At 43.9% G+C, this 24,048-nt stretch carries 27 protein-coding genes; 3 read left to right on the forward strand and 24 right to left on the reverse strand.

Annotated elements, in window-relative coordinates:
* Positions 1-4: 4 nt before the first annotated feature.
* From cysD to ABTQ23_RS13765, 4 genes are all read right to left on the reverse strand, one after another.
* Positions 5-925, reverse strand: a complete 921-nt coding sequence (cysD, locus tag ABTQ23_RS13750; RefSeq protein WP_408616311.1) for a sulfate adenylyltransferase subunit CysD — start codon at positions 923-925, stop codon at positions 5-7.
* A 394-nt stretch (positions 926-1,319) separates the two neighbouring features.
* On the reverse strand, positions 1,320-1,835 hold the full coding sequence (rfaH, locus tag ABTQ23_RS13755) for a transcription/translation regulatory transformer protein RfaH (RefSeq protein WP_408616312.1): 516 nt from the start codon (positions 1,833-1,835) through the stop codon (positions 1,320-1,322).
* A gap of 111 nt (positions 1,836-1,946) precedes the next feature.
* Entirely contained in the window at positions 1,947-2,954 is a 1,008-nt protein-coding gene (locus ABTQ23_RS13760; RefSeq protein ID WP_408616313.1) for a response regulator, read from the reverse strand.
* A 67-nt stretch (positions 2,955-3,021) separates the two neighbouring features.
* Positions 3,022-3,843 (reverse strand): MlaA family lipoprotein, encoded by an 822-nt coding sequence (locus ABTQ23_RS13765; protein ID WP_408616314.1) that lies wholly within the window; start codon positions 3,841-3,843, stop codon positions 3,022-3,024.
* Positions 3,844-4,120: 277 nt separating this feature from the next.
* On the opposite strand from ABTQ23_RS13765, the gene ABTQ23_RS13770 reads away from it, so the two are divergent.
* The 3 genes from ABTQ23_RS13770 to ABTQ23_RS13780 all read left to right on the forward strand — a co-directional run bounded on the left by ABTQ23_RS13770 (position 4,121) and on the right by ABTQ23_RS13780 (position 5,815).
* Entirely contained in the window at positions 4,121-4,498 is a 378-nt protein-coding gene (locus tag ABTQ23_RS13770; RefSeq protein WP_408616315.1) for a nitroreductase, read from the forward strand.
* A gap of 88 nt (positions 4,499-4,586) precedes the next feature.
* Positions 4,587-5,516 (forward strand): hypothetical protein, encoded by a 930-nt coding sequence (locus tag ABTQ23_RS13775; RefSeq protein WP_408616316.1) that lies wholly within the window; start codon positions 4,587-4,589, stop codon positions 5,514-5,516.
* Positions 5,513-5,815, forward strand: a complete 303-nt coding sequence (locus tag ABTQ23_RS13780; RefSeq protein WP_408616317.1) for an EscU/YscU/HrcU family type III secretion system export apparatus switch protein — start codon at positions 5,513-5,515, stop codon at positions 5,813-5,815. The genes ABTQ23_RS13775 and ABTQ23_RS13780 overlap by 4 nt, the downstream gene beginning before the upstream one ends.
* A 42-nt stretch (positions 5,816-5,857) precedes the next feature.
* Here the strand turns inward: ABTQ23_RS13780 and ABTQ23_RS13785 are convergent, their stop codons facing one another.
* The 20 genes from ABTQ23_RS13785 to fliN form a co-directional block, all read right to left on the reverse strand.
* A complete protein-coding gene (locus tag ABTQ23_RS13785; RefSeq protein ID WP_408616318.1) occupies positions 5,858-6,277 on the reverse strand; it encodes a DUF2802 domain-containing protein in 420 nt (139 codons plus the stop codon).
* A 4-nt stretch (positions 6,278-6,281) separates the two neighbouring features.
* The gene (locus ABTQ23_RS13790) at positions 6,282-6,770 is read right to left on the reverse strand and encodes a chemotaxis protein CheW (RefSeq protein WP_408616319.1); all 489 of its coding nucleotides are present in this window, start codon (positions 6,768-6,770) and stop codon (positions 6,282-6,284) included.
* Positions 6,771-6,873: 103 nt separating this feature from the next.
* Positions 6,874-7,776, reverse strand: a complete 903-nt coding sequence (locus ABTQ23_RS13795; RefSeq protein WP_408616320.1) for a chemotaxis protein CheW — start codon at positions 7,774-7,776, stop codon at positions 6,874-6,876.
* Positions 7,773-8,555 carry a ParA family protein gene (locus tag ABTQ23_RS13800; RefSeq protein ID WP_408616321.1) on the reverse strand — a complete coding sequence of 261 codons (783 nt, stop codon included), beginning with the start codon at positions 8,553-8,555 and terminating at the stop codon, positions 7,773-7,775. The genes ABTQ23_RS13795 and ABTQ23_RS13800 overlap by 4 nt, the downstream gene beginning before the upstream one ends.
* A complete protein-coding gene (locus ABTQ23_RS13805; RefSeq protein ID WP_408616322.1) occupies positions 8,552-9,529 on the reverse strand; it encodes an OmpA family protein in 978 nt (325 codons plus the stop codon). The genes ABTQ23_RS13800 and ABTQ23_RS13805 overlap by 4 nt, the downstream gene beginning before the upstream one ends.
* 2 nt (positions 9,530-9,531) lie before the next feature.
* The gene (locus ABTQ23_RS13810; protein WP_408616415.1) at positions 9,532-10,269 is read right to left on the reverse strand and encodes a flagellar motor protein; all 738 of its coding nucleotides are present in this window, start codon (positions 10,267-10,269) and stop codon (positions 9,532-9,534) included.
* A gap of 1 nt (position 10,270) precedes the next feature.
* Positions 10,271-11,437 carry a protein-glutamate methylesterase/protein-glutamine glutaminase gene (locus ABTQ23_RS13815; RefSeq protein ID WP_408616323.1) on the reverse strand — a complete coding sequence of 389 codons (1,167 nt, stop codon included), beginning with the start codon at positions 11,435-11,437 and terminating at the stop codon, positions 10,271-10,273.
* A 23-nt stretch (positions 11,438-11,460) separates the two neighbouring features.
* A complete protein-coding gene (locus ABTQ23_RS13820; RefSeq protein ID WP_408616324.1) occupies positions 11,461-13,683 on the reverse strand; it encodes a chemotaxis protein CheA in 2,223 nt (740 codons plus the stop codon).
* An 11-nt stretch (positions 13,684-13,694) separates the two neighbouring features.
* Positions 13,695-14,432 (reverse strand): protein phosphatase CheZ, encoded by a 738-nt coding sequence (locus ABTQ23_RS13825; RefSeq protein ID WP_408616416.1) that lies wholly within the window; start codon positions 14,430-14,432, stop codon positions 13,695-13,697.
* Between the two features lie 13 nt (positions 14,433-14,445).
* Positions 14,446-14,829 carry a chemotaxis response regulator CheY gene (gene cheY / locus ABTQ23_RS13830; protein ID WP_408616325.1) on the reverse strand — a complete coding sequence of 128 codons (384 nt, stop codon included), beginning with the start codon at positions 14,827-14,829 and terminating at the stop codon, positions 14,446-14,448.
* A gap of 129 nt (positions 14,830-14,958) precedes the next feature.
* Positions 14,959-15,684: an RNA polymerase sigma factor FliA gene (locus ABTQ23_RS13835; RefSeq protein WP_408616326.1), complete on the reverse strand. Its 726-nt coding sequence runs from the start codon at positions 15,682-15,684 to the stop codon at positions 14,959-14,961.
* A 10-nt stretch (positions 15,685-15,694) separates the two neighbouring features.
* Entirely contained in the window at positions 15,695-16,567 is an 873-nt protein-coding gene (locus ABTQ23_RS13840; protein WP_408616327.1) for a MinD/ParA family ATP-binding protein, read from the reverse strand.
* Positions 16,568-16,578: 11 nt separating this feature from the next.
* Entirely contained in the window at positions 16,579-17,997 is a 1,419-nt protein-coding gene (gene flhF, locus ABTQ23_RS13845) for a flagellar biosynthesis GTPase FlhF (RefSeq protein WP_408616328.1), read from the reverse strand.
* A gap of 16 nt (positions 17,998-18,013) precedes the next feature.
* Positions 18,014-20,125 (reverse strand): flagellar biosynthesis protein FlhA, encoded by a 2,112-nt coding sequence (gene flhA, locus ABTQ23_RS13850; RefSeq protein WP_408616417.1) that lies wholly within the window; start codon positions 20,123-20,125, stop codon positions 18,014-18,016.
* Between the two features lie 149 nt (positions 20,126-20,274).
* Complete coding sequence (flhB, locus tag ABTQ23_RS13855) at positions 20,275-21,402, reverse strand: flagellar biosynthesis protein FlhB (RefSeq protein WP_408616329.1); 1,128 nt, start codon at positions 21,400-21,402, stop codon at positions 20,275-20,277.
* 17 nt (positions 21,403-21,419) lie between these two features.
* Complete coding sequence (gene fliR, locus ABTQ23_RS13860) at positions 21,420-22,199, reverse strand: flagellar biosynthetic protein FliR (RefSeq protein ID WP_408616330.1); 780 nt, start codon at positions 22,197-22,199, stop codon at positions 21,420-21,422.
* 25 nt (positions 22,200-22,224) lie between these two features.
* Positions 22,225-22,494 carry a flagellar biosynthesis protein FliQ gene (gene fliQ, locus ABTQ23_RS13865; RefSeq protein WP_408616331.1) on the reverse strand — a complete coding sequence of 90 codons (270 nt, stop codon included), beginning with the start codon at positions 22,492-22,494 and terminating at the stop codon, positions 22,225-22,227.
* 9 nt (positions 22,495-22,503) lie between these two features.
* A complete protein-coding gene (gene fliP, locus ABTQ23_RS13870; RefSeq protein WP_408616332.1) occupies positions 22,504-23,250 on the reverse strand; it encodes a flagellar type III secretion system pore protein FliP in 747 nt (248 codons plus the stop codon).
* Positions 23,240-23,641: a flagellar biosynthetic protein FliO gene (fliO, locus tag ABTQ23_RS13875; protein ID WP_408616333.1), complete on the reverse strand. Its 402-nt coding sequence runs from the start codon at positions 23,639-23,641 to the stop codon at positions 23,240-23,242. The genes fliP and fliO overlap by 11 nt, the downstream gene beginning before the upstream one ends.
* Positions 23,638-24,039, reverse strand: coding sequence for a flagellar motor switch protein FliN (gene fliN / locus ABTQ23_RS13880; protein ID WP_408616334.1), 402 nt, complete (start codon positions 24,037-24,039; stop codon positions 23,638-23,640). Before fliN ends, fliO begins: the two co-directional genes overlap by 4 nt.
* Positions 24,040-24,048: the final 9 nt, after the last annotated feature.

The raw sequence follows: 24,048 nt of genomic DNA on the forward strand, positions 1-24,048 counted from the left end.
TGGCTTAGAAGTAACCTTCCATTTTCTTTTTCTCCATCGAGCCAGAGCTGTCTTTATCAATCACTCGCCCTTGTCGTTCAGAAGTTTTAGCCAATAGCATTTCTTGAATAATTTCTGGTAGTGTCGTCGCATGCGACTCAACAGCCCCCGTTAATGGATAACAACCAAGCGTTCTAAAACGAACCATTTTGTGTTGTATTTCATCAGGTTCAACGGGCATTCTGTCATCATCAACCATAATCAGCGCGCCATCGCGTTCAACAACCGGTCGAACAGCGGCTTTGTACAGAGGGACAATCTCAATATTTTCCAAATAGATATATTGCCAAATATCAAGCTCAGTCCAGTTAGAGAGAGGGAAAACGCGGATACTTTCGCCAGGATTCACTTTGGCGTTATAGGTATGCCAAAGCTCAGGCCGCTGATTTTTCGGATCCCAACGATGGTTTTTATCGCGAAATGAATAGATTCGCTCTTTCGCTCGTGATTTTTCTTCATCACGACGAGCACCACCGAAGGCGGCATCAAATTTATATTTATTAAGAGCTTGCTTTAATGCTTGAGTTTTCATGACATCTGTATGAGTCGCGCTGCCAAAGGTAAATGGATTCATTCCCATGGCTAACCCTTCTGGGTTTTTATAAACCAGCAGATTAAGGTCTAACTCTTTAGCAATGCGATCACGAAACGCGATCATCTCTTTAAATTTCCAGTTTGTATCAACGTGTAAAAATGGAAATGGAATCTTGCCTGGATAAAAAGCTTTACGAGCCAAATGCAGCATCACTGAAGAATCTTTACCAATTGAATAGAGCATCACCGGATTATCAAATTCAGCGGCAACTTCACGAATGATCTGGATACTTTCAGCTTCTAGAGCTTTTAGGTGTGTCAGCTGATCTGCTGATACCGACTGTGTACTCATGATTACTCCTTCACACCATCATCAGGCGCTAAATACATTTAATGCAAAAGTGATTGGTTCTTATGGCCCAAATCGGCTGTACTGAACGGATGTCGCGAGCATAGATAAAGCAATAGCAATTGAATAATCGTTATTCAAACTTTCCCACTCGTGCGATTCATCACCAAAGGTTTGCCCACAAGGCATTTCACGTTCGATGAGAAAAAGTATACAAGAATCATTATTCCAATGCGGCTTAGTTATGCATTCTACTTAGAACAATTATTTATATTTTATTGAGAGAAATTTCATCGACTTTTAATGAGGGTATTAAAAATAAACGTCTATAAATGCAAAAACCGCCTCCCTTAGGCTAAGGGAAACGGCTCTGAATAGATGATAAACAAGATACGATTTACAGCTCAATCGCTTTGTTATCAATCGTAATTTCGACCTGTTGCTGAATCAATTTGATTAATAAAATCGAGCGCTCTAAACCATCTGCCTTTTGATAAATCGCATCAAGCCCTTTGTATGGACCATCTTTGATAGAAACCTTATCGCCCCCTTTGGGTAAACGACTGCATTTTGCTTCTATCTGCTGATTTAGCTCTAAAGAATCAGAGCGCGCCATTAAATCGTAAACAAGTTCTTTTGGCACTGTGACAGGCGTTTGACCTTGGCGCACAAAATCAGAAACACCTCGTGTTGAGCGAATCGTCGTGTAACTAATCTGTTCATTACACAAGTCGATGAACAAGTAATTTGGGAAAACAGGTTCAGTCACGACAGTTCGTTTGCCGCGGATAATTCGCTCAGAAGAAAATACCGGGAAAAAACTTACAATATTCTGATTCGCTAAGTGAGCTGCAGCTCTTTGTTCGTTTCTGGCTTTGCAATACAACAAATGCCAAGAGGATGATTCACTCATAATGACCTTTTTGATATCTTTCTCACCCATTTATAATTAGGCTAAATACTGATGTCAAACATTCAAAGACAGTGTTTGGTCAAATAATTTTACCAAAATAAAACAAAAAGGTTATAAAACCGGTTCATTCAGAGGACAAAGTTTAAAACTTAAGCGATCCCCGAGTTGATTTGCTAACGAGAAATAAAGCCCCTGCGGATGAGCTTCTTGGTGCTTAACGCGGTAAGTTGCCCCATGAAAAACCCCCAACCCCATATCAGCCTGATGAAAAGGTTCTGGCAGGTCAATAATACCGGCATTGACAGCTTGGACTTGTTGGTGATTCACCACACAATAGAACATACCAATTGGTTCACTCAGTTGGCTACTTAACAAAATCGTGTTGATTTGATCCATTAATTTAGCAGGCTGAATCGCCAATAACTCGCCATATTGCTGATAAACTCGCCAAGCATCTTGCAACAAAGAATGTAAAATAACTGCCGCTATCGACATTTCACTCGTTAACAATCCAAAATCAATCACAACAATAGCACAATGTGTTTCATCGAGATTAGCAACCAATGGCAACAGAGAACTGCCTTTTAACTGATAGATGTACAGATAGTTACCTAACTGCATTCCTGACTCAGGTAACATGCGCATAAAGAGCTGGCTAGCAGCAAGGTCATTTTCTTTTAAAAACGAAAAGTGTTCTTGAAGTTCAGCTCGTTGATAGTCTTCTTTAAGTTGGGGAAGTTTTCGAATACTACTTAAAATGATGTCAGCAATCTGGTCAAATTCACAACCCGCTTTTATCAGAAAATCCACAGCGCCCAATTGCAGAGCACTGCGAATCAGCTTGAGATCGCTTTTTAAAGACATGGCAATACATGCCCATGGCCCCTCGCTCAAATAGGCAAGCAACTTTTCACTTGCATCATCACTGGCGTCAAAATCAACGAATATGATATCTGGATTTGCCCAGTCACAGGCACTCACAACCTGATAGCCATCGTGGATTAACGTCACAGATGCACCAAGACGGCAGAAATAGGTTTCCATCCGTTTAGCGAAAACTACATCAGCATCAATGATTAATATTCTGATGCCGCTTAGTTTTAATTGCTTGTTACTCATTAAGATTAATTATTTTTTTATTTATTAATCAAAAATGACTTTAGACTAAATGAGCTTTTGTTAACATCTAATTATCCCCTTCGATCTCATCCATATATTTACTAACGTCAACCTGCTGGCTTTTTTGCTCAGGTGGTTTACCACCATAATAACGATAACGACGATATTGCATATAAGCGTTTCTGACAAAACTGTACGGGTCTAACGCATTATCAACCACACCTTCTTGATCAATAACGGATGCCCGTCGATTCAACCCGTTAACGGTCCAGCGAACAGCTTTTTCCACCATATTCAATTGCGTGAATGGGAAATAGAACTGATCAACAATGTCACCAGTTATCTGGCGCGGTGTAGATGGCCCTAAAACAGGCAACATCAGATATGGTCCATCGCCCACGCCATAATGTCCTAATACGTCGCTGAAATCAGTCAGATGACGTTCAACACCCGCACGCCCCATCACATCGACAACCCCGAAAAATCCGAACGTACTGTTAAAGACAAACCGGGTAAAGTTATCTAGTGCTGCTTTAAATTTCAGCTGTAATAAATTGTTAACCATGCTGGCAGGTTCTTCCAGATTTTGCATGAAGTTATTTAAACTTCTGCGACCAGCACTGGGAACATGGTTTACATACCCATGAACAACGGGTCTATAAATAGGTTTATCTAAATAATTATAGTCAAAATTCCACATAACCCGGTTAAAAGGTTCTAATGGATCATGATTCTGGTAGCTATTACTTGCCTGCGACGACGCTTGCTCTGTTGTCTGGGCAGTTGATGGACTGTCCTTACCTTGGTTAGATGATGTGCTTGAGCATCCTGCTAACATCATCATCGCGGCCAAAATGAAACTCATCCGAATTAGTACATTTCTCGTCACTCGCACAACCCTTGTCGTTTTTATAGTGATTCTTTAAGACATCTGTTCATAGATACAAGCATGTATATATATCATATATGAGAGAAATTCTCATTTTGCAGAGCTTATTTCACACAACCAATTAAACTATGAACAATTATACATGAATTTAAATGCTCCCGACGAGCCTATCTATGCGCAACATCAATGTTCTTTAACTGCAATATGCACATTCTATTAATGAGTCAACACTAATTAACAGTTCAAAATAAAATCATAAGAAGCTGGAGGGAAAGATATGTCAAATCACAACGGACAAGTGTCAGGAAGCTGTCGCAGCTGCACATTAATGCTGATGTATCGCTGCTATAAGAAGCATTGGTGGTTTCATTTGATTCGCGATCCATTGGTGGCAGGGATGTATTTGATGGCATTTATCCACGGAATTCATGCCAAAAAAGATTATATCTGCCATGATGAGCGCTGTCAGGGATGTATCCGCTTTATGAAAACAGCTCTGCTAGAGCGTTCAGCATTATTTCGCTTTTTGCATCAGCTCATTGGCCCGCAATTTCGGCGTTTAGTTGGCAATATGATGCAAGAGCAAGATATGAAAGATGCCAAACAACGCGCTGCCGAATTTATGCAAAAACAACAGGCGCACAAAGCCCCTTAACAAACACTATTGTAGCGGATAAATAAAGCTTGCTAGACTAACAATACCAGTGAGGATTTGCTGGTCTAAATGTTGATATAGGGGCTTTATGAAAGTTACTCCACCACCTAAATCTGTGGTCGCACCAACGCCACCTGTAGCACCTCAAGCTCCGAAGGTGGCTCATAGCGCAGCTACGGCCCCGGTCAATTCAACCAATGCAATCAATCCAGCAAGTTCAATGTTGAGTTTACTCAGCACGTTGTTAGATTCTTCTCAAGCGGTGAAGTTTCCCCAGACCCAAACACCTGCGACCAGTAGTGTGTTAAGCCAGCTTATCACTTGGCTCAAACAGTGGGAAAAACCGCTGCATGCCAACCAAACTAAATCACTACTAGAGCAGCTATTACAATTTCGGCCAATGAACGCATCCATGAGCCAATCAAATCCTTTGGCAAATCCGTTTAATTTATTATTGGGTGCGCTCATCAGCCCGCAGCTCTCGGCCAATGCTGCACAACTGTTAAAACAACAACAAAATATTCCTCAGCAACTTATTGATGAGCTAAGCAAAGATCTGCAACTCGGTAAGGCCGTAGGCGAGTCATTAAAGCAGTTAGCCGGGCAAAGTATGAATGCACAGCTTGCGAGTGTATCGCAGCAAGATAATAATCCACCGCCACTTTTTCTCAACGTACCGCTGCCCATAAATGCAAACCTGCATCAAGTCGAGGCAAAAATAGAGCAGCGTGCAGCCTCTGGCAATAATCGCTCTCAATGGCATCTGAAGATGCTATTACCGGTGGCGCCGGATACTCGAATTCTGGCTGATATACTGCTCGATCAAGAGCAAAACACGACCATAGAATTTTACTGCCCTAGTCAAGATTGGCTTGCCAAAGTAAATCACTATCAACAAGCACTAAAAGAGCGTCTGGGCGAGCTTGGCATGAATAAACTAACGCTAGGGGCACAACTAGGGCTTGTTCCACAAACATTGGCCCCTAAACAATCTCGGTTATTGGATATTACGATATGAGTGAAAAAGAACAGGCGGCGGTTGCGCTTGGATACGATGGCAAAAATGCCCCCAAAGTTGTAGCCAAGGGGTACAATCAATTAGCTCAAGAGATCATTACAGCTGCAAAAAACGCAGGCATTATGGTTTATGAAGATAAGCAGTTGCTGGCAATGCTAGATCAACTGAGTCTTGATGAACAAATTCCGCAATCTCTTTACATCATTATCGCCGAGCTGATTAGTTTTTCCTATGTTCTACAGGGAAAATTTCCCGACCACTGGAATAATATTCACGCTCATATTGATGATAAAGTCTAAATATTTTGAATTTCTATCCAGACACTTAATACGCTGTTCAAGCTATTTAGTTAAAGGTTTGCCATGGAGTGTATACAATAACTGCGCTTCAGCCCGAGGTAACTCACACTCTCGCATCACTTCCTCAATATCAGCACCTAACTCAACCATTTTCACAGCGCGTGAATAAAGTTTACTATCAGGGTCTTGAGTGACAATTTCATTTTGCCGATTCATGGTCTGCTCAACCATCGATTCAAGATCAGCTATGCGATGAGCCATAGCATAATTGGCAGCATGAACTTCAACTAACTGCTTATTTAAACTTTCATTGCTCTTAACCACCCGCTTGGTTAAAAGCTCAAAACTCGATAATTTTTGCTGTTGGGCGGTCACTTTGCGCTGATAAATCCGAATGGAACTTATCAGAACCAAGGCACAAACGACCGCCACTACAGGGGCTATAAAATTAATCCAATTCATCCAGTTATATAGAACTTATCTCATCCCACTCTTCATCAGAGAGCAGTTTGTTCAAATCTACCAGAATCAACAACTGACCATCACGGTTACTGACCCCTTGAATGAATTTAGCACTTTCTTCAGTACCAACATTCGGCGCAGTATCGATTTCACTGCTACGCAGGTAAACTACTTCAGCAACGCTATCGACCAAAATACCGATGACTTGTTTCTCTGCCTCAATAATCACAATTCGCGTATTGTCTGTGACATCAGCAGGTGGCAAACCAAAACGAGAGCGGGTGTCGATTACGGTGACGACATTACCACGCAGGTTAATAATGCCCAAAACGTACTCAGGGGCACCAGGAACCGGGGCTATCTCATTGTAACGAAGGACCTCCTGGACTTGCATTACATTGATACCATAGGTTTCATTTTCCAATTGAAATGTCACCCACTGCAATACTTCATCACCCGCAATGTTTTCGGCAACGTTTCTTTGTTCACTCATCGCATCGTTCCTTTTATCTGTGCCTATAGGTACATAACAATTACTCTAACTAAGTTATAAAACGAATTTGCTTATATTCCCAGTTTCAAGTCAAATAAATTGATTATCGCCCATCTACATCAACACCCTTATCCAGCAAATTAACAAGTTCGCTGACATGGATAAGTGCGCACATTCTTTTTTTAATCATCCCTGCCAACCAAGGTCGTTTCCCTGGTGACTGGCGCCATTTAACATCATCCTGATTAAGCCATTCAGTCCCTTTTAAATGCTCACAGCACAAGCCCCAGCTGCTGTTGTCGAGCATCACAAGGTACTGATAATCCAAATCCCATTGTTCGTTGGGCATAACCCAACGCGCCATATCAACTGCGTTAAATTTTTCTTCTCGCTGGGCCATAATACCAGCAAACCACTTAGGCTTACCAAACAATGAAGTAATCTCAGTGATGCGATGAATACCACCTAATTCTGCCAGTGGTACAGCATAAGTGATTCCACCCACATCAAAAAATAGCGCCTGAAATGCCGCATCAACATCAATATTATGCCATGCTGGTTCAGTTGGCTCACTTTGAGTCTCAATTTCGACCTGAGTCTGTTCAATAATTTCAGGCTCAGCGACCTCTGGCGGAGCGATCTCTTCAAGCTGAGCGGGTTCAACAGCAGAAGTTAACTCCTCTGGTAAAACGGGCAGAACTTCAGGCAATTTCTCCTCTGGCTCGGCAAACGGCTTACTCAGAGATTCATTGGCTTGCTCTAAAAGCTGAGCTAATGGTTTTGCCCGAGGACGATACAAGTCTTTTTTAGCATCAACTGCCTGAGCCAATGACACAGGAGAGCGAGCTTTAGCACTCGCTTGCAACGACAAAGAACGCGGCGTAACAGGCTCTTTTGCAACGTGTACCGAGAGCACTGGCGACTCAGTTTTTACATCATCTTCAGGGAGATCTGCCAAAAGCGACATAAAATAATCAGCCAATGCTTCATCATTTTTTAAGCTCATACCGCCTCCTTCGCTAATCGAACTAAATAGCGAAGTAAGGTTTCATAAGCGAACACACCACGACATTTTTTCATATGAAATGAAGGAGGCATACGTCTGACACTGGCATCCCGAAATTTTGTATCGATCGGAATAACCGAATTCCAAACATGATCCTGATAACTATCCTGCAATTCTTTTAAAGCAACCAACGATGCTTTCGTTCGTTTATCGTACATAGTTGGAATAACAGTGTAACGAATTTTATTGGGACAAGAACGCTGCATCAACTGAAATGTGCGAATCATTCGCTCTAGCCCTTTTAGAGCTAAAAATTCAGTCTGAACAGGGACTAAAACTCTCTCACAAGCAGCTAACGCATTAACCATCATCACACCCAGTACCGGTGGACAATCAATCAGCGCGTAATCATATTGGCTTTCAACTTGATTAAGGATGCGCCGCAAAATCAGGCCCATCCCTTCACTTTGTCCTAACGTCTTATCAAGGGTAGCCAATGCCATACTGGCGCATATGAGATCTAAATTTTCAAACTCAGTATGTAAAATCGTTTTATTGACCTGTTCAAACGTGCGCCCTTCTCGGGAGCGGAACAACTCATATAAACTATTTTCTTGAGCATCAGAGTCATACCCTAAATAACTGGTCAACGAAGCATGAGGATCTGTATCAACCAGCAATACTTTTTCCCCCTGCTGCGCCAGCAGGCCTGCCAGAGTCACCACCGTTGTGGTTTTTCCAACACCACCTTTTTGGTTTGCTACGGTCCAGACTATCACTGTTTATCCTGCCTTGTCGTATAGCGCACCCCGCCTCCTGGCAGCGGTACCGTTAATATAGTTTTACTATCGCCTTGAGTATGACTTTCTTGAGGCTTATTTGTAAGCTTAGTTGATTGTTGTAACGCACTTTTCTGTTTTTCAACACTCTGCCAGGCAAAACGCGATATTGCGATCACAACCCGCCGATTTTCGCGCCGATTCTGCGCAGTTGTATTTGCCACAACCGGAGAGTATTGGCCAAATCCCTCAACTGCTAGTCGCTGCGGTGCAATACCTAACGCAACTAGCTGATGTAACACATTGGTTGCTCGAATGACTGACAACTCCCAATTTGAGCGGTACAACTCACTATCAAGTTTTTGATCGTCGGTGTAACCACGAACGCGCAAATAATTTTGGTTCTGGGTTAGAACCTGACTAATTATGGCTAAAACCTGCTTGGCCGAATCCAGTAAAGTCGCGCTACCACTTGCAAAAAAAAGTTGATTATCAAGGCTGATTGTCAGCCAATCTTGCTGGCGTTCTATCTTAATCGCATTGTTTTGACCGCTTGCATTAATGACCGCCTGTAACTGTTTATATACATCATCTAATGCTTCGCCATCATGCGTCTTAGCCACTTCATCGACATCGTTGTCATTGGCAACAACCTTAGCCTCATCGTGAGATTGGTTAGACTGCACCGGACCTTGCCCCGCGATAGCCTGAGTATTATTTTGATCAATCATCTCACGCTTGGGAAATTGCAAAGTATCTTTAGAAACAATATGTTGTGATTGTGCCGTTAAATGTTCTACGGCCTGATTGAGTTTTTCTAAAAAAACCGGATACTGACCTTTGTTAACTACTGCCATAGCATAAAGTACAACGAAAAAAGCGAACATCAACGTCATATAGTCAGCATATGAAACCAACCAACGATGAGTATCTTCACGTTTTTCAAGCTGATGATGCAATCGTCTGCGGCGCATAACTATGCTCCTTTGACAAAGACAGCAAGGCGACGCTCTAGGGCTAAACTAGTTTCACCAACAGCAATAGAGGTTAAACCGACAATCAGCATTTCCTGATAAATACTATAGCGATAAAACATCTGTCGCAGGCGATTCGCTACGGGTAAAAAAACGAGGTTAGCAAATCCAACACCATAAATCGTTGCAACAAACGCAACCGCAATCCCATTGCCCAGCTGCTCAGGTGAAGCCAAAAAAGACATGGCTTGAATAAGGCCAAGTACGGCACCAAGAATGCCCATTGTAGGACTATATCCACCCATGGACTCATAGATACGGGCATAACGTTCTAACTTCTCTTGCTCCATGTCCATTTGCTGTTCTAAGACATCTTGCAGAACATTAACCTCAATGCCATCAATCAGTAATGTGAGCCCTTGCGAGCATAATTCATCATGTGATTGCTCAAGCTCAATCTCAAGGCTTAAAAATCCCTCTTTTCGAACTAAGTTGCTCCAATGATGTAATTTACGGGCAAGCTGGCGAAGATCAAAATCAGGAGGAAATAAAACCCAAGAAAGATGTTTAAAAGCTCCCTTAAAAACAACCCAAGGAAACTGCAACATCACGGCACCAACCGTCCCGCCCAGAACGATGATAAAGGCATGTCCATTCAGCAGTAAGGCAATGCTACCACCACCTAACCACTGCCCAAAAAATATTGACCCAAATGCCAGCAGCAGCCCGCAAATGGCCAACTTATCCATGGCCTGCTTCCGTAACGATCGCATGAGCAAAACGATCAATTGGCAACTGCAGCTGAGCTAAACCCGCTTTTGCGATGGCTTGCGGCATGCCGTAGACAACACAAGTTTGTTCATCTTGAGCCCAAACAGTAGAACCATATTCACGAAGCATTCGGGCTCCATCTCGCCCATCGGCGCCCATTCCCGTCAAGACAATCGCTAAGGCTTTATCACTAAACGCTTTGGCAACCGAGGCAAAGGTAATATCAACACAGGGTTTGTAATTAATTTTAGGATCATCAACTTCCATAATCCGAATTCGATTACTCCCATGATTTTCCACGATCATCTGTTTGCCGCCAGGTGCTAAATAAGCGCAGCCAGGGCGAAGCTGATCGCCATCAGCAGCCTCTTTAACACTGATTTGACACAATGAATTCAACCGGGCCGCAAATGCCGAGGTGAAGGTTGAAGGCATATGCTGAATCAACAAAATAGGATGTGGAAAATTTGCAGGTAACTCGGTTAAAACTTTTTGTAGTGCAACCGGCCCACCTGTAGAGGTTCCAATCGCCACTATTCGATAATTTTTACCTGAACGCTTAACAACCGTAGCAGGTGTTGTTGACGCGCTAGGAGCATCATTATGAGCCGTTCTAGTTGCTGGACGAGCAGTTGATGAGGTAAAGGTTGAAGAGCGAGAAGAGGTCGATGGTGAGCGACTAAGCGGACTACTTGTTGAAGTAGTACTACTTGAAACCGAACTACGCCGCATTAAAAAGCGGCGCCGAGCAATCGCTTTCACGCTTTGTTGAAGCAATTTAATCGCTTCATCGCGATTTTTAGCAATATCTTCAAATTTTTTCGGAATAAAATCCAACGCACCAGCATCTAACGCATCTAATGTTGCTTTAGCGCCTTCATGAGTCAAAGACGAAAACATTAAAATTGGCGTTGGGCATTTTTGCATAATCTCCCGAACAGCTGAAATGCCATCTAAAACTGGCATTTCAACATCCATCGTGACGACATCAGGCTTCAGTTTGATGACCATATCGATAGCTTCGCGGCCATCTTTAGCCGCACCAATTACTTCTAACGTCGGTTCAGCATTTAATATTTCACTGACACGGCGACGAAAAAAACTCGAATCATCAACTACTAAAACCTTAACAGTCATTCAATCTCACTTATCCATTTCGCTTACATTCGCCGAGCATAATGCTTGAGCAAACTTGGAATATCTAAAATTAATGCAATTCGGCCATCACTTGTGATTGTCGCACCAGCCATTCCAGGCGTGCCGTGCAGCAGCTGGTCTAGCGCTTTAATCACGACCTCTTCTTGACCAATCAAGCTATCGACAACGAAACCAACCTGTAATGTGTTGACCTGAACCACAACAACATGTCCATCTTTTGGCTTACTGCCTTTAGGATGATTACGAATCAACCAGCTCTGCAGATAGAACAGTGGAATCGGCTTATTACGCACAATTACCGTTTCTTGGCCATCAACCACGTTTGTTTTTGTCAAATCCAGATGGAATATTTCATTCACACTCGTCAGAGGTAGTGCAAAAATCTGTTCACCCACAGAGACCATTAACGTAGGTAAGATAGCCAATGTAAGTGGAACTTTAATTCGCAACGTTGTCCCGACACCTTTGTGCGAATCGATATCTATCTGCCCGTTTAACTTGGTAATACCGGTTTTAACCACATCCATACCGACCCCACGACCAGAGATATCTGAGATCTCTTTTTTGGTCGAAAAACCGGGCGCAAAAATGAGGTTATACGCTTCATTGTCACTCATGCGAGCGGCAGCATCGGCATCCATCACACCACGTTCAATCGCAATTGACTTGAGTTTTTCCGGATCCATACCGGCCCCATCATCTGCGATTTTCAAAAGGATATGGTCGCCTTCTTGCGAAGCTGAAAGAGTAATGACACCAGTACGAGGCTTACCAGCAGCTTCACGCACATCTGGCATTTCAATACCATGGTCGACCGAGTTACGAACCAAGTGAACCAACGGATCAGCCAATGCTTCAACAAGGTTTTTATCTAAATCGGTTTCTTCCCCAACCAACACCAAGTTGATATCTTTTTTCAAGTTACGAGCCAAATCTCGAACAACTCGAGGAAAACGACCAAAGACTTTTTTGATCGGTTGCATACGAGTTTTCATCACTGCACCCTGCAGGTCAGCAGTCACTACGTCAAGATTGGATGTTGCCTTTGAAACTTCTTCGTCGTTACTGTTAAGGCCAAGGCTCACAAGACGGTTACGAACCAAAACTAGTTCACCGACCATGTTCATAATATCGTCAAGTGTTCGTGTATCGACACGAACTGTGGTTTCGCCTTGTGGCGCAGCAGCTGCTTTTTGTGGGTGCTCTTTAGCAGGCTCTGCTTTAGCGGCGCTAGGAGCAGCTGCCGGTGCAGGTTTAGCTGCTGCGGGTTTAGCTGCTGCGGGTTTAGGGGCCGCGGGTTGCTTCGCTGCTGGTGCCGGAGTCTGTGGCTTAGATGGTTTTGCCGCACTCGGTGCTTTGGGCTGACTTACTTGCTCAGAATCACCCGGAGCTTTGCCCGAACCATGCAATTCATCAAGTAATTTTTCAAACTCATCATCGTTGATATCATCGCCATTATTGGCAGGTTTTGCAGTAGCGGCTGGCGCTTTGGCGGCATCCGGCTTGCTTGTAGCTTGACTACCTGAACCATGCAATTCATCAAGCAACCGCTCAAACTCTTCATCCGTAATTTCGTCGCCATCACTACTTGTTGCAGAGCTTACTTTAGCTGGTTGTGCTGGTTTCGCCGGGCTTTTTTCCAAAGGTTTTGGCGCGGAAGATGAAGAACCATGCAACTCATCAAGTAACTGCTCAAATTCTTCATCAGTAATATCATCCACACTTGATGAATCACTTGATGCTCGAGGTTGTTCCTCGACAACTTCAGGCTCAGCTTGAGGTTCTTCTTCAGGTTCTGGTTCAGGAGCAGTCTCTTCAACTTCCGGTTCAGATCCTGCTGGTTTGCTTAACTGATGCAGTTTTTCAATAATTTCTGGTGCAGCAGGGGCCGGTTGTTCGCGGGCCTGAACCGAAGCGAACATCTCGTTGATAGCATCCAATGCCTCTAAAATGACATCCATCAATTCTGGGGTAACGGTCCGTCCACCATTACGCAAATTGTCGAAAACATTCTCTGCCCCATGGCAGGCGTCGACCAATTCATGTAATGATAAAAATCCGGCACCGCCTTTGACAGTATGGAAACCGCGGAAAATTGCATTTAAGAGATCGCGGTCATCGGGTGAATTTTCCAATTCAACCAACTGTTCAGATAATTGCTCAAGAATTTCTGACGCTTCAATCAGAAAGTCCTGCAAAATCTCTTCATCGACATCAAAGCTCATGAACCACTCCGTTAAAATCCTAAGCTGGATAATAAGTCGTCTACATCATCCTGTGATTGAACAACGTCATCCCTAGCTTCCTTGTTATGTATCGGCCCTTCAGCCTCAATACCTGTTTTCTTCGCTGAAGACGGCTCTTTGGAAGCAGCTCCTCCAAACAGGGTTAACATTTCTACTAGCCGACCTTCAACTTCTTGAACCAAAACAATTACTTTCGAAATCATTTGGCCAGTTAAATCCTGAAAGTCCTGAGCCATCAAAATATCCGTTAACATCTGTCTGAGCTTATCGGCATCAATTGCTGAATTATAAAGGAATTCATCCAATTGATGACAAAGCGTTTTAAACTCTCCTAAGCTTAGATTACGTTCCATCAAATTGCGCCATGAAGGCATAACATTAGCTATTTGATCATTTAAACGGTCAGCCAAAGGTAAACTCGCTTCTACTGCATCCATCGTCTTATTTGCAGCATTATTAGTCATATCAATGACATATGAAAGCCTCTCACGAGCATCAGGCATCTCATGGCTAGCTATTTCATTAATACGCATATTGACGTGAAAATCATTCAGCGAGTTGTGTAACTCACGCGTCAGCTCACCGACACGTTTAAACAACGCATCAGAGTTAGCAGCACAAGCTTGAGTTACAATAAGATTGGCCTGGGTCGCATCTCCCTGCTCCAGGAAAGCGACCAACTGTTTTGCCTCTTCCAGCGAAATCAGTGGTGCTTCGTTCGTCACAATAACCTATCCTATATTACTGAAGCCGCTCGAAAATTTTGTCGAGTTTCTCTTTTAACGTAGCAGCTGTGAATGGTTTAACAATGTAACCATTGACCCCTGCTTGAGCAGCTTCAATAATCTGCTCACGCTTAGCTTCGGCGGTTACCATTAGAACTGGTAAATGTTTCAAACTGTCATCTGCCCGGATATTTTTTAACAAATCAATCCCCTGCATCCCTGGCATATTCCAGTCTGTGACTACAAACTCGAAATCTCCACCTTTTAGCATTGGCAGTGCGGTACTTCCGTCATCGGCTTCATGGGTATTGTTAAAGCCCAGATCACGAAGCAAATTCTTAATAATCCTTCTCATCGTTGAAAAATCATCAACAATCAGAATTTTCATATTTTTATCCAAAGTATCCCTCCTACCAGGATATATTGTGCATCAACGATAATGCTAACGAACTGATACTTAGAGGCTAATTATGCCCTACCCAAACCGATCTTAGTAGAGTTAACCCCATAATTATTAGTCTATAAATAGCTATTGTGTCCAATCTTGCATGCGAACTTTTAATCGAGCCAACGCCTGACTGTGTATTTGGCTCACTCGCGACTCGGACACACTTAGCACTTCACCAATCTCTTTAAGATTCAATTCTTCATCGTAGTAGAGCGATAGTACGAGTGCTTCTCGCTCTGGTAAATGACTAATACAATCGCTTAAAGCCTGCTGAAAACGTTCATTGGCAAACCCTTCAAAGGGACGATTATGTGCTCTGGATGCTTCGTTACTTAAAACATCTTCACTCACACCTAAGTCGTCAATACCTAAGATCTTACCGCTGCTGACATCACTTAGCATGGCATGATATTCGCCAATCGACACCTCTAAATAAGCTGCAACTTCGGTATCTTTGGCATCACGACCTTTTTCACGCTCAACAGATGCAATGGCTTCATTGATCATCCTGCTGTTTTTGTGAACCGAGCGAGGGACCCAGTCACCACGACGAATTTCATCGAGCATAGCGCCACGAATACGGATCCCTGCATAGGTTTCAAAACTAGCACCTTTGCTTCCGTCAAAATTACGGGCAGCTTCAATCAGGCCAATCATCCCGGCCTGAATGAGGTCTTCAACAATCACACTGGCGGGTAAACGAGCCATCAGGTGATGGGCTATTCGTTTAACCAACGAACTGTGTTTGGCGACGATAGTCTCTGTATCATCCGCGACCATACTGCTGTATGCATAAGCTTTGTTCACGGCTCCCCCTCTAACTGCTCTGTGTATTCAGCAGACGTTCAATAAAGAATTCGAGATGGCCTCGAGCTTGGTCTGGTATCGGCCATGAAGCAGCCTTACTAGCCAGAGACCGAAAAGCTAATGCAGCGGGCGACTTAGGAAACCCGTCTACAATCACCTTTTGCTTGCGCACTGCCTGGCGAACATTATTGTCATATGGAATACATGCTACTAATTCTAGCGTAGCATCAAGAAAACGGTCAGTGACTCGTGTCAATTTGGTGTACAACTCTTGTCCTTCACGAAGGCTGTGGACCATATTGGCAACAATTTTAAATTTATAACAACCATGCTCATTGGATAGAATTTTAATTAACGCATAAGCATCGGTAATGGACGTTGGTTCATCACAAACCACAACCAAGATATCTTGAGCAGCTCGGGAAAAACTCAGCACCATATCGGAGATCCCAGCAGCGGTATCAACTAACAATACATCGATGGGTGTTTTTAGCTCGCTAAAGGCACGAATAAGGCCTGCATGTTCCGACTGAGACAACTCCACCATGGATTGCGTCCCAGAGGTTGCAGGTGCAATCAGAATGCCATTAGGGCCTTCGACAAGGATATCATCAAGCTGACATTCACCACGCAAGACATGCGATAAATTACGAGTGACCCGCAACCCTAGCATGACATCGACATTTGCCAGTCCTAAATCCGCATCCAGAACCATCACGCGTTTACCTTGCGCAGCCATGGCTACTGCCATATTCAGTGTCACGTTGGTCTTGCCAACACCACCTTTGCCACCAGTTACTGCAATGACTTTCACTTTTTTGTTCTTTTGCATCATTCTTAAGCCACTAGCCTGATTAAACTGAGTTAAATAATTATTGTACATGCTTGTTGGGCCTACACCTGTCGAGAATCACTGGGCCAATAATACGCGCTACTATTGGACTCTGATTCAAGCGCCTGAGCAACTAATTCATGGGCATCAGCCACAGCGATATCTTCTGGCACTCGCTGACCATTGGTAATATAACTAATCGGAAGCGCATGAGTCAGCGTAACATTGAGCACCTCAGCTAAACACAAACTTTCGTCAAGTTTAGTTAAAATAGTCCCAGCTAAAGGGATCCGGCTAAAGTGCTGGACCGTCTCTTCAATCACGCGCCGCTGAGCATTGGCAGGCATCACCAGATAGTTGTGAATATTCACTCGGCTATTTTTGACCAGCGCATCCAACTGTTCATTGAGTCTTAAATCGCGCTGGCTCATCCCTGCGGTATCGATTAACACCAACCGCTTTTCACGAAACTGATAGAGCAGTTCGGATAATTCTTCTTCATTTTGCGCCACTCGCACAGGACATCCCATAATCTTGCCATAGGTTGCCAGTTGTTCATGAGCACCGATACGATAGGTGTCAGTGGTAATCATGGCAACCTGTTCGCTGCCATAACGCTTGGCGAAACGAGCAGCTAATTTAGCAATGGTTGTAGTCTTGCCAACGCCAGTAGGTCCAAGCAGAGCCACTGCACCGCCTTCAAGAAGCACATCATCATCACTGGTTTCGACCTGCGCGGCTAATAATTCGTGGATCTGCTGCCAAGCTTCACTAGGCGCACAGTTTTCTGGCACCAAACTGGCTAATTGATCAGCCAGTTCATCGGCAAACCCTAAACGTTGCAACTCTTTGATCATCATGGCCCGAATCGGCTCTTCACGCTCAACTTCTTGGAACATCAAACCGGATACCTGATGCTCCAGCAATTTGCGCATGGAGGTCATTTCTGCTTTGAGCTCTTCAATCGCTTTGGCCTGCTCATCGACCTGTTGACGAGGATTGCTACGCCGAGCAACTGGTTTTTTAAACTCATTGGCAGCGCGAGCTCGGCCATTGTCCCAATGTTGCTGCTCAGCCAAAGTTTTCGGGCGGTGATTCGCAACTGGACGCTCTGGCGCTTCAGACTCCTTTGTTCGAGCCTCTTTTAAATTCTTTTGCTGACGACGTAAGAAATTAGCTAAGTTATCTTTTAAACTGGCTGATTCGTCAAAATCTTGTAACACGTCATTTTTTTGTTTTTTATAAGCTGCTGTTTGCGATGGTTTTTTCACCGCTCCAGACGAAATATTGACACTATCCTCAGCTAATTCCCGCTCAGCTGGTAACGATTCTTCACCGATCCCATAGTCAACTGCTGCGACAATCTCGATGCCGCCAGTTACTTTTTTGTTAGACATGATCACCGCATCACTGCCCAGAGTCTCCTTGACTTCTAGCAGCGCGCTACGCATATCTTTGGCAAAAAACCGTTTCATTTTCACTGATTACTTCTCCTGCCTATTGCCCAATAGAGCTCACAATCCGGATCTGTTTCTCTTCCGGTACTTCTTGATAAGATAGAACCCGAAGGCCAGGAATCGCATTTTTAACAAACCGCGACAGGCTGGCTCGTAATATTCCAGATGTCAGCAATATGGCTGGCTGACCTACTAATTCTTGATTCTGTGCTGCCTGAGTTAATGATGTCTGTAATTTCTCAGCTAAGCCCGGTTCTATCCCGGCTCCTTCATTCCCAGCAGCCTGCATGGATTGATGCAATATCTGTTCCAAATCTGGAGACAAGGTAATCACTGGTAGCTCTTGCTCTGGACCAATCAACTCCTGAACAATCATTCGTTTTAAGGCAATTCGGCAAGCGGCTGTCAGCACTTCATGATCCTGACTCTTCGGCCCATATTCAACTAACGTCTGAACAATCGTGCGAATATCACGGACCGGTACACCTTCGTTCAGTAAGTTCTGTAGAACTTTCACAACAACCGATAAGTTCAAAGTATCAGGAATCAGTCCTTCAACAAGTTTAGGATATGATTTGGATAACATATCTAATAGATTCTGTACTTCTTCATGACCGAGCAATTGCGCAGCGTGGTTGGTTAACAGTTGACTCAAATGAGTTGCTACAACAGTTGCAGAATCGACCACCGTATAACCTAAGGTCTGAGCATGTTCACGAATCTCGCTGCCAATCCATTTTGCTTCTAAGCCAAATGCCGGATCATGGGTGGGAAGCCCTTCCACTTCACCAAAAACCTGGCCGGGGTTAATCGCCATTTCCCGGTCGTGATAAACATCCGCTTCACCAAAGGTGATGCCCATCAGAGAGATCCGATACTGGTTCGGCCCTAAATCGAGATTATCGCGGATATGGACAGCTGGTACCAAAAAGCCTAATTCTTGTGAAAGCTTTTTACGCACGCCTTTAATACGCGATAAAAGCTCACCACCTTGCGATTTATCAACCAGAGGAATTAACCGATACCCAACTTCAAGCCCAATAACATCAACTGGTTGAACATCGTCCCAGCCCAACTCTTTAGGTTCAGCTGATGGTAAATTACTTGCCTCAACCGATGCTTTATCGGCTTCATCCTGCAGCTTTTTATTCACCCGCAACCGCCAGTATGCGCCACCTGCACATAACAGTGCGAAGCTTAAAAAAGCAACATGCGGCATACCAGGGACAGTACCCATAATGAGCAAAATGACCGCAGCGATCATCAGCACTCGCGGATTTTGCAGCATCTGCAACTGCACCGCCTCGCCCATATCCTGCTCGGTATTTTGCCGAGTCACGATGATAGCAGCAGCAATCGACAATAACAGTGATGGGATCTGCGCGACCAAGCCATCACCAATGGTCAATAATGTGTAAACTTGGGCCGCTTGCGAAAAACTTAAGTCATGTTGCGCAACCCCAATAATAAAACCACCGACAATGTTAATGGTTAAAATCAATATCCCGGCTATCGCATCGCCTTTGACGAACTTACTCGCACCATCCATCGAACCATAAAAATCCGCCTCAGAGGTCACATCCTGACGACGCTGTTTGGCTTGGTCTTGATCGATAAGACCCGCATTTAAGTCGGCATCAATTGCCATCTGTTTACCGGGCATCGCATCCAACGTAAAGCGAGCACTAACTTCAGAAATACGTCCAGCACCTTTGGTCACTACGACAAAGTTAATAATCATCAAGATTAAAAACACCACCAAACCCACGGCATAGTTACCACCGATGACCACCGAGCCAAACGCTTCAATCACCTGTCCAGCAGCTCCTGGCCCATTGTGACCATGAAGTAAAACTACTCGAGTCGATGCCACGTTTAGTGCCAAACGAAGTAATGTTGCCACCAACAGAACCGTTGGAAACGCGGCAAAATCTAAGGGTCGCTTGGTATAGACTGCCACTAACAAAATCACCATCGATAACGCGATATTGAACGAAAAGAGCATGTCCAAAATCATGGGTGGCATTGGTAAAACCACCATTGCTAGTGCGGCAAGAACCAACAACGGTGTACCCACGCCATGCAGCGCTTTGCCGCGCAGTTTGGTTATATCGCGTAACCGAAGATTTTGAAGAGAGTTAAGTAATTCCATAAAACGGCGATTTTCCGACAGTTCTAATACTCGATAAGGAACTAAAAGCAAAAATCGCGCCTAAGTAGTATTAATCCTGAGTAAATATACCGCAAAATGATTTAATTAAGTAATTTTTATTATTTAAATCATGATCATAAACAATAGGATTAATACTGTAGCTCGTCAGGAATAGGAAGATCAGTGGAAGGTTTGCGGGGACGACTCGCTTGTCCTTTGCGAAATTGTTCAAGCTGAAAGACATACGCCAAAATTTGGGCCACGGCGACAAATAGGCCATCTGGGATCTGCGCCCCTACTTTGGTCGTGTGATAAAGCGAGCGAGTAACAGCGGGGGATTCTAATACCGGGATTTCATAATGTTTGGCAATCTCTCGAATCTTAAATGCAATCACATCAGCGCCTTTAGCCACCACAATCGGCGCACCAGCCCGTTCTGAATCATATTTAAGCGCAACTGAGTAATGCGTTGGGTTGGTGATCACCACATCAGCTTGAGGCACATCAGCCATCATCCGTCGATTGGTCATCTCCATCTGCAACCGGCGAATTCGTCCTTTAATTTCAGGGTTCCCTTCGGTGTTTTTATGCTCGTCTTTGATTTCCTGCTTGGTCATCTTCAACTGTTTAATATGATTCCAGCGCTGAAATGGCACATCAATCGCGGCAATCAGTAACAGACTTAACGTCATCAGAAAAAATAACCATTGCAATAAATGCAGTGCATTGGCAATTGAACCTGGTACGGTTTGCATCGACAGATTCATCATGTCATCGAATTTAGCTTTAAAGATCCACCATACAGCGAGTGCGATCACTAGCACTTTGGCAATACCTTTAGCCAGTTCGACCATTGCCTGAATGCCAAACATGCGTTTAAAACCAGATAATGGTGACAATCGATTGAATTTAGGTGCGGCAGCTTGCCAACTAAACGCAACACCACCTAAAAGCGTATTACCGATTAACCCAGCGATAAGAATAATGACCATTATCCAGCCCATCGGCTTGACCAGAATTAACAACATACTGCCAATACCGTGGAACATCAGTTGTGGGTCAAAAACTTCAGCGCGCTCAAGTGAAAAAGAGGTTTTCATCACTACCGCTATCGCGGTTGCCAATTGCTGGCCCACCAGCATCAGTGCAACAGCTGAGCCGATTAACACCAGAGCCGTCGCCAGCTCTTTAGAGCGAGCAATCTGCCCCTTTTCGCGCGCTTCACTTAATCGTTTCGCGGTGGGTTGTTCTGTACGTTCCTGATCAGACTCAGCCATGACTATCTCTTAGTTATCTAACAGTTAATCTTAAGCAAAGAACACGCCAGTGTCCGCCCCGCTCGCCATTGATGTTCAAAGTGAGCTAAAAAGTTGCCGATGGTAAACCATAAAATAAATAGACCAAATAACATGCTCACCGCAAATCCAATCGAAAAGATATTTAGCTGTGGAGCAGCGCGAGTCATTACGCCAAATGCCAAGTTAATCAATAGCATTGCCACAATAGCCGCAATGGTCATGGCTAAAGCTGCATAAAACAGCTGAGAAAACCATAATGCTATCATTTTATAATCAAGGGCTGAGAATCCCATCTCACCGATAGGCAGCGTTTTAAAGCTCATCGTGATTAACCGAATAAGCTCTAAATGACCATTGAGAGAGAGAAAAATCAAAGTGGCTAGCAGCAGATAAAACTGCCCGACGACAGGGCTATTCTGGCCATTGGTCGGGTCAACCATAGAAGCAAACCCCAAACTGGTTTGCATGGCTATCACTTGGCCCGCTAAGACAAATGTTTGCATCACCAGTTGGGTGATAAAACCAATTGCAAAACCAATTAATAACTGCTGAGCGATGACCAAAAATGAGCGCAACGAGAAAAGCTCAATCCCATGCACCGGTGGTAACATAGGAACCACCGTATAAGAGATAGTGACGGCCAACAATAATCGCACGCGTGCTGGCACAGCCTGACCGCCAAACGGCACCATCACCATTAGCAAGCCGCTGATCCGCATAAATGACCAGAGATATAAACTCAACCAGTTTAAGATTACGTCAGCTGGAAATTGCATTCATCTGCCTCAAAACTTACGAAGCTTAATTAACGACTTGAGGGATCATATTTACCATATTAATAAATAAGTCCATCAGCATTCGCGTAAACCAGTGCCCAAACAGCATTAAAACCAATAAAGTGACGATTAAGCGCGGCAAGAAACTTAGAGTCTGTTCGTTAATGGATGTAGCGGCCTGAAAAATAGAGACAATTAACCCAACAATCAAACTCGGAATAATGGCCGCAGAGACCAAAATGACGACCTGACTGAGCGCATGGCGAAAAATATCTACAAATACTTCAGGTTGCATTGCGCGCTCCTATAATCCAAAGCTTTTAGCCAATGTTCCCATCACTAAGCTCCAACCATCAACCAGCACAAATAACATCAACTTAAATGGTAATGACACAATCATTGGCGAGAGCATCATCATCCCCATTGCCATCAATATCGAGGCCACTACCAAATCGATCACCAAGAACGGGATGAACAACATAAAGCCAATCTGGAAGGCTGTTTTTAGCTCGGAAGTAATAAATGCAGGGATCAAAACCTGCATCGGCACATCTTTCGGATCCTTGACTTTGACATTCGCGATTTCAACAAAGGTCTGCAGATCAGTTAACCGAGTCTGGCCCAACATAAAGGTTCGCATCGGCTTTTCTGCTTCATGAAACGCTTGCACGGAGGTTAATTTATCATTTAGATAAGGCTGCAAGGCATTGTCGTTAATTTTATTAAGTACGGGTGACATAATAAAAAAGCTTAAAAACAATGCAATACCAACTAATACTTGATTCGATGGGGTTTGTTGCAGACCCAGCGCCTGACGCAGAATGGCCAACACCACAATGATTCGGGTAAATGAAGTCATCATAATAACGATAGCCGGCAAAAAGCTTAATGCCGTCATCATCGCCAAGATCTGCAGCGTCACCGAATACTCCTGACTGCCGTCAGGATTAGTGGTTACGGTTAATGCAGGTAAAAAACTATCTTTAGCACTTGCCGGAATTGCGATAAACAACAGCAATAACAACAAACACCACTTTTTATTAACGGCCATTTCCTTTGAGAATCCGGTTGAGTTGCTTAGCAAAACTTGGCGCTTGAGAATCACCTTGCAAAGGTTCTGCCAGCTTGTCGATAAGTTCAATATGTTGATTGGTTACGCCCAATAAATATTGTGTTTGCCCCACTTGAACAACAATAACGCGTTCACGAGTTCCCAGTGTAAGGTTAGCAATCACTTTCATCTGGCCGTTGCCAAAGGCGTTAAAACGCGTTTTTTTGGCAAGCCAAGCGCAAATTCCAATGGCGATCAGAACAACCACCATCGATAGTATCCAAGAGAGCCAGTCAGCTGAGCTTAACGGTTGTCCATCGGCATTCAGCGACTCTTTGGCTTGGCTGACCAATGGCCAAAGAGTCAATAATATGACGAATATCGACCTCATTTGAGTTTTTTAATTCGCTCAGTCTGACTAATCACATCAGTCAAGCGAATCCCAAATTTATCGTTTACAACCACCACCTCTCCATGGGCCACTAATGTTCCGTTAACCATGACATCCAGCGGTTCACCAGCCACACGGTCAAGTTCAACAACAGAACCCTGGTTCAGTTGCAACAAATTACGGATATTAATGCTGCTACGCCCAACTTCCATTGAGATGGTTACCGGAATATCTAAAATTGCATCGAGCTTTTGCTGCTCTTCGTCTGAGAGTGATGAGCCAACTTTAGGGTCTTCGGCAAACTCTTCAAGTTCTACCTTTTCAGCCCCCATCGACTCGGCCATTGCGGCGGCCCACTCATCAGCTAAATCACCTTGATCTTGTGGTTCGTCACTCATATTTTTGAC

The organism is Celerinatantimonas sediminis (assembly GCF_046054195.1).
Classification (GTDB): domain Bacteria; phylum Pseudomonadota; class Gammaproteobacteria; order Enterobacterales; family Celerinatantimonadaceae; genus Celerinatantimonas.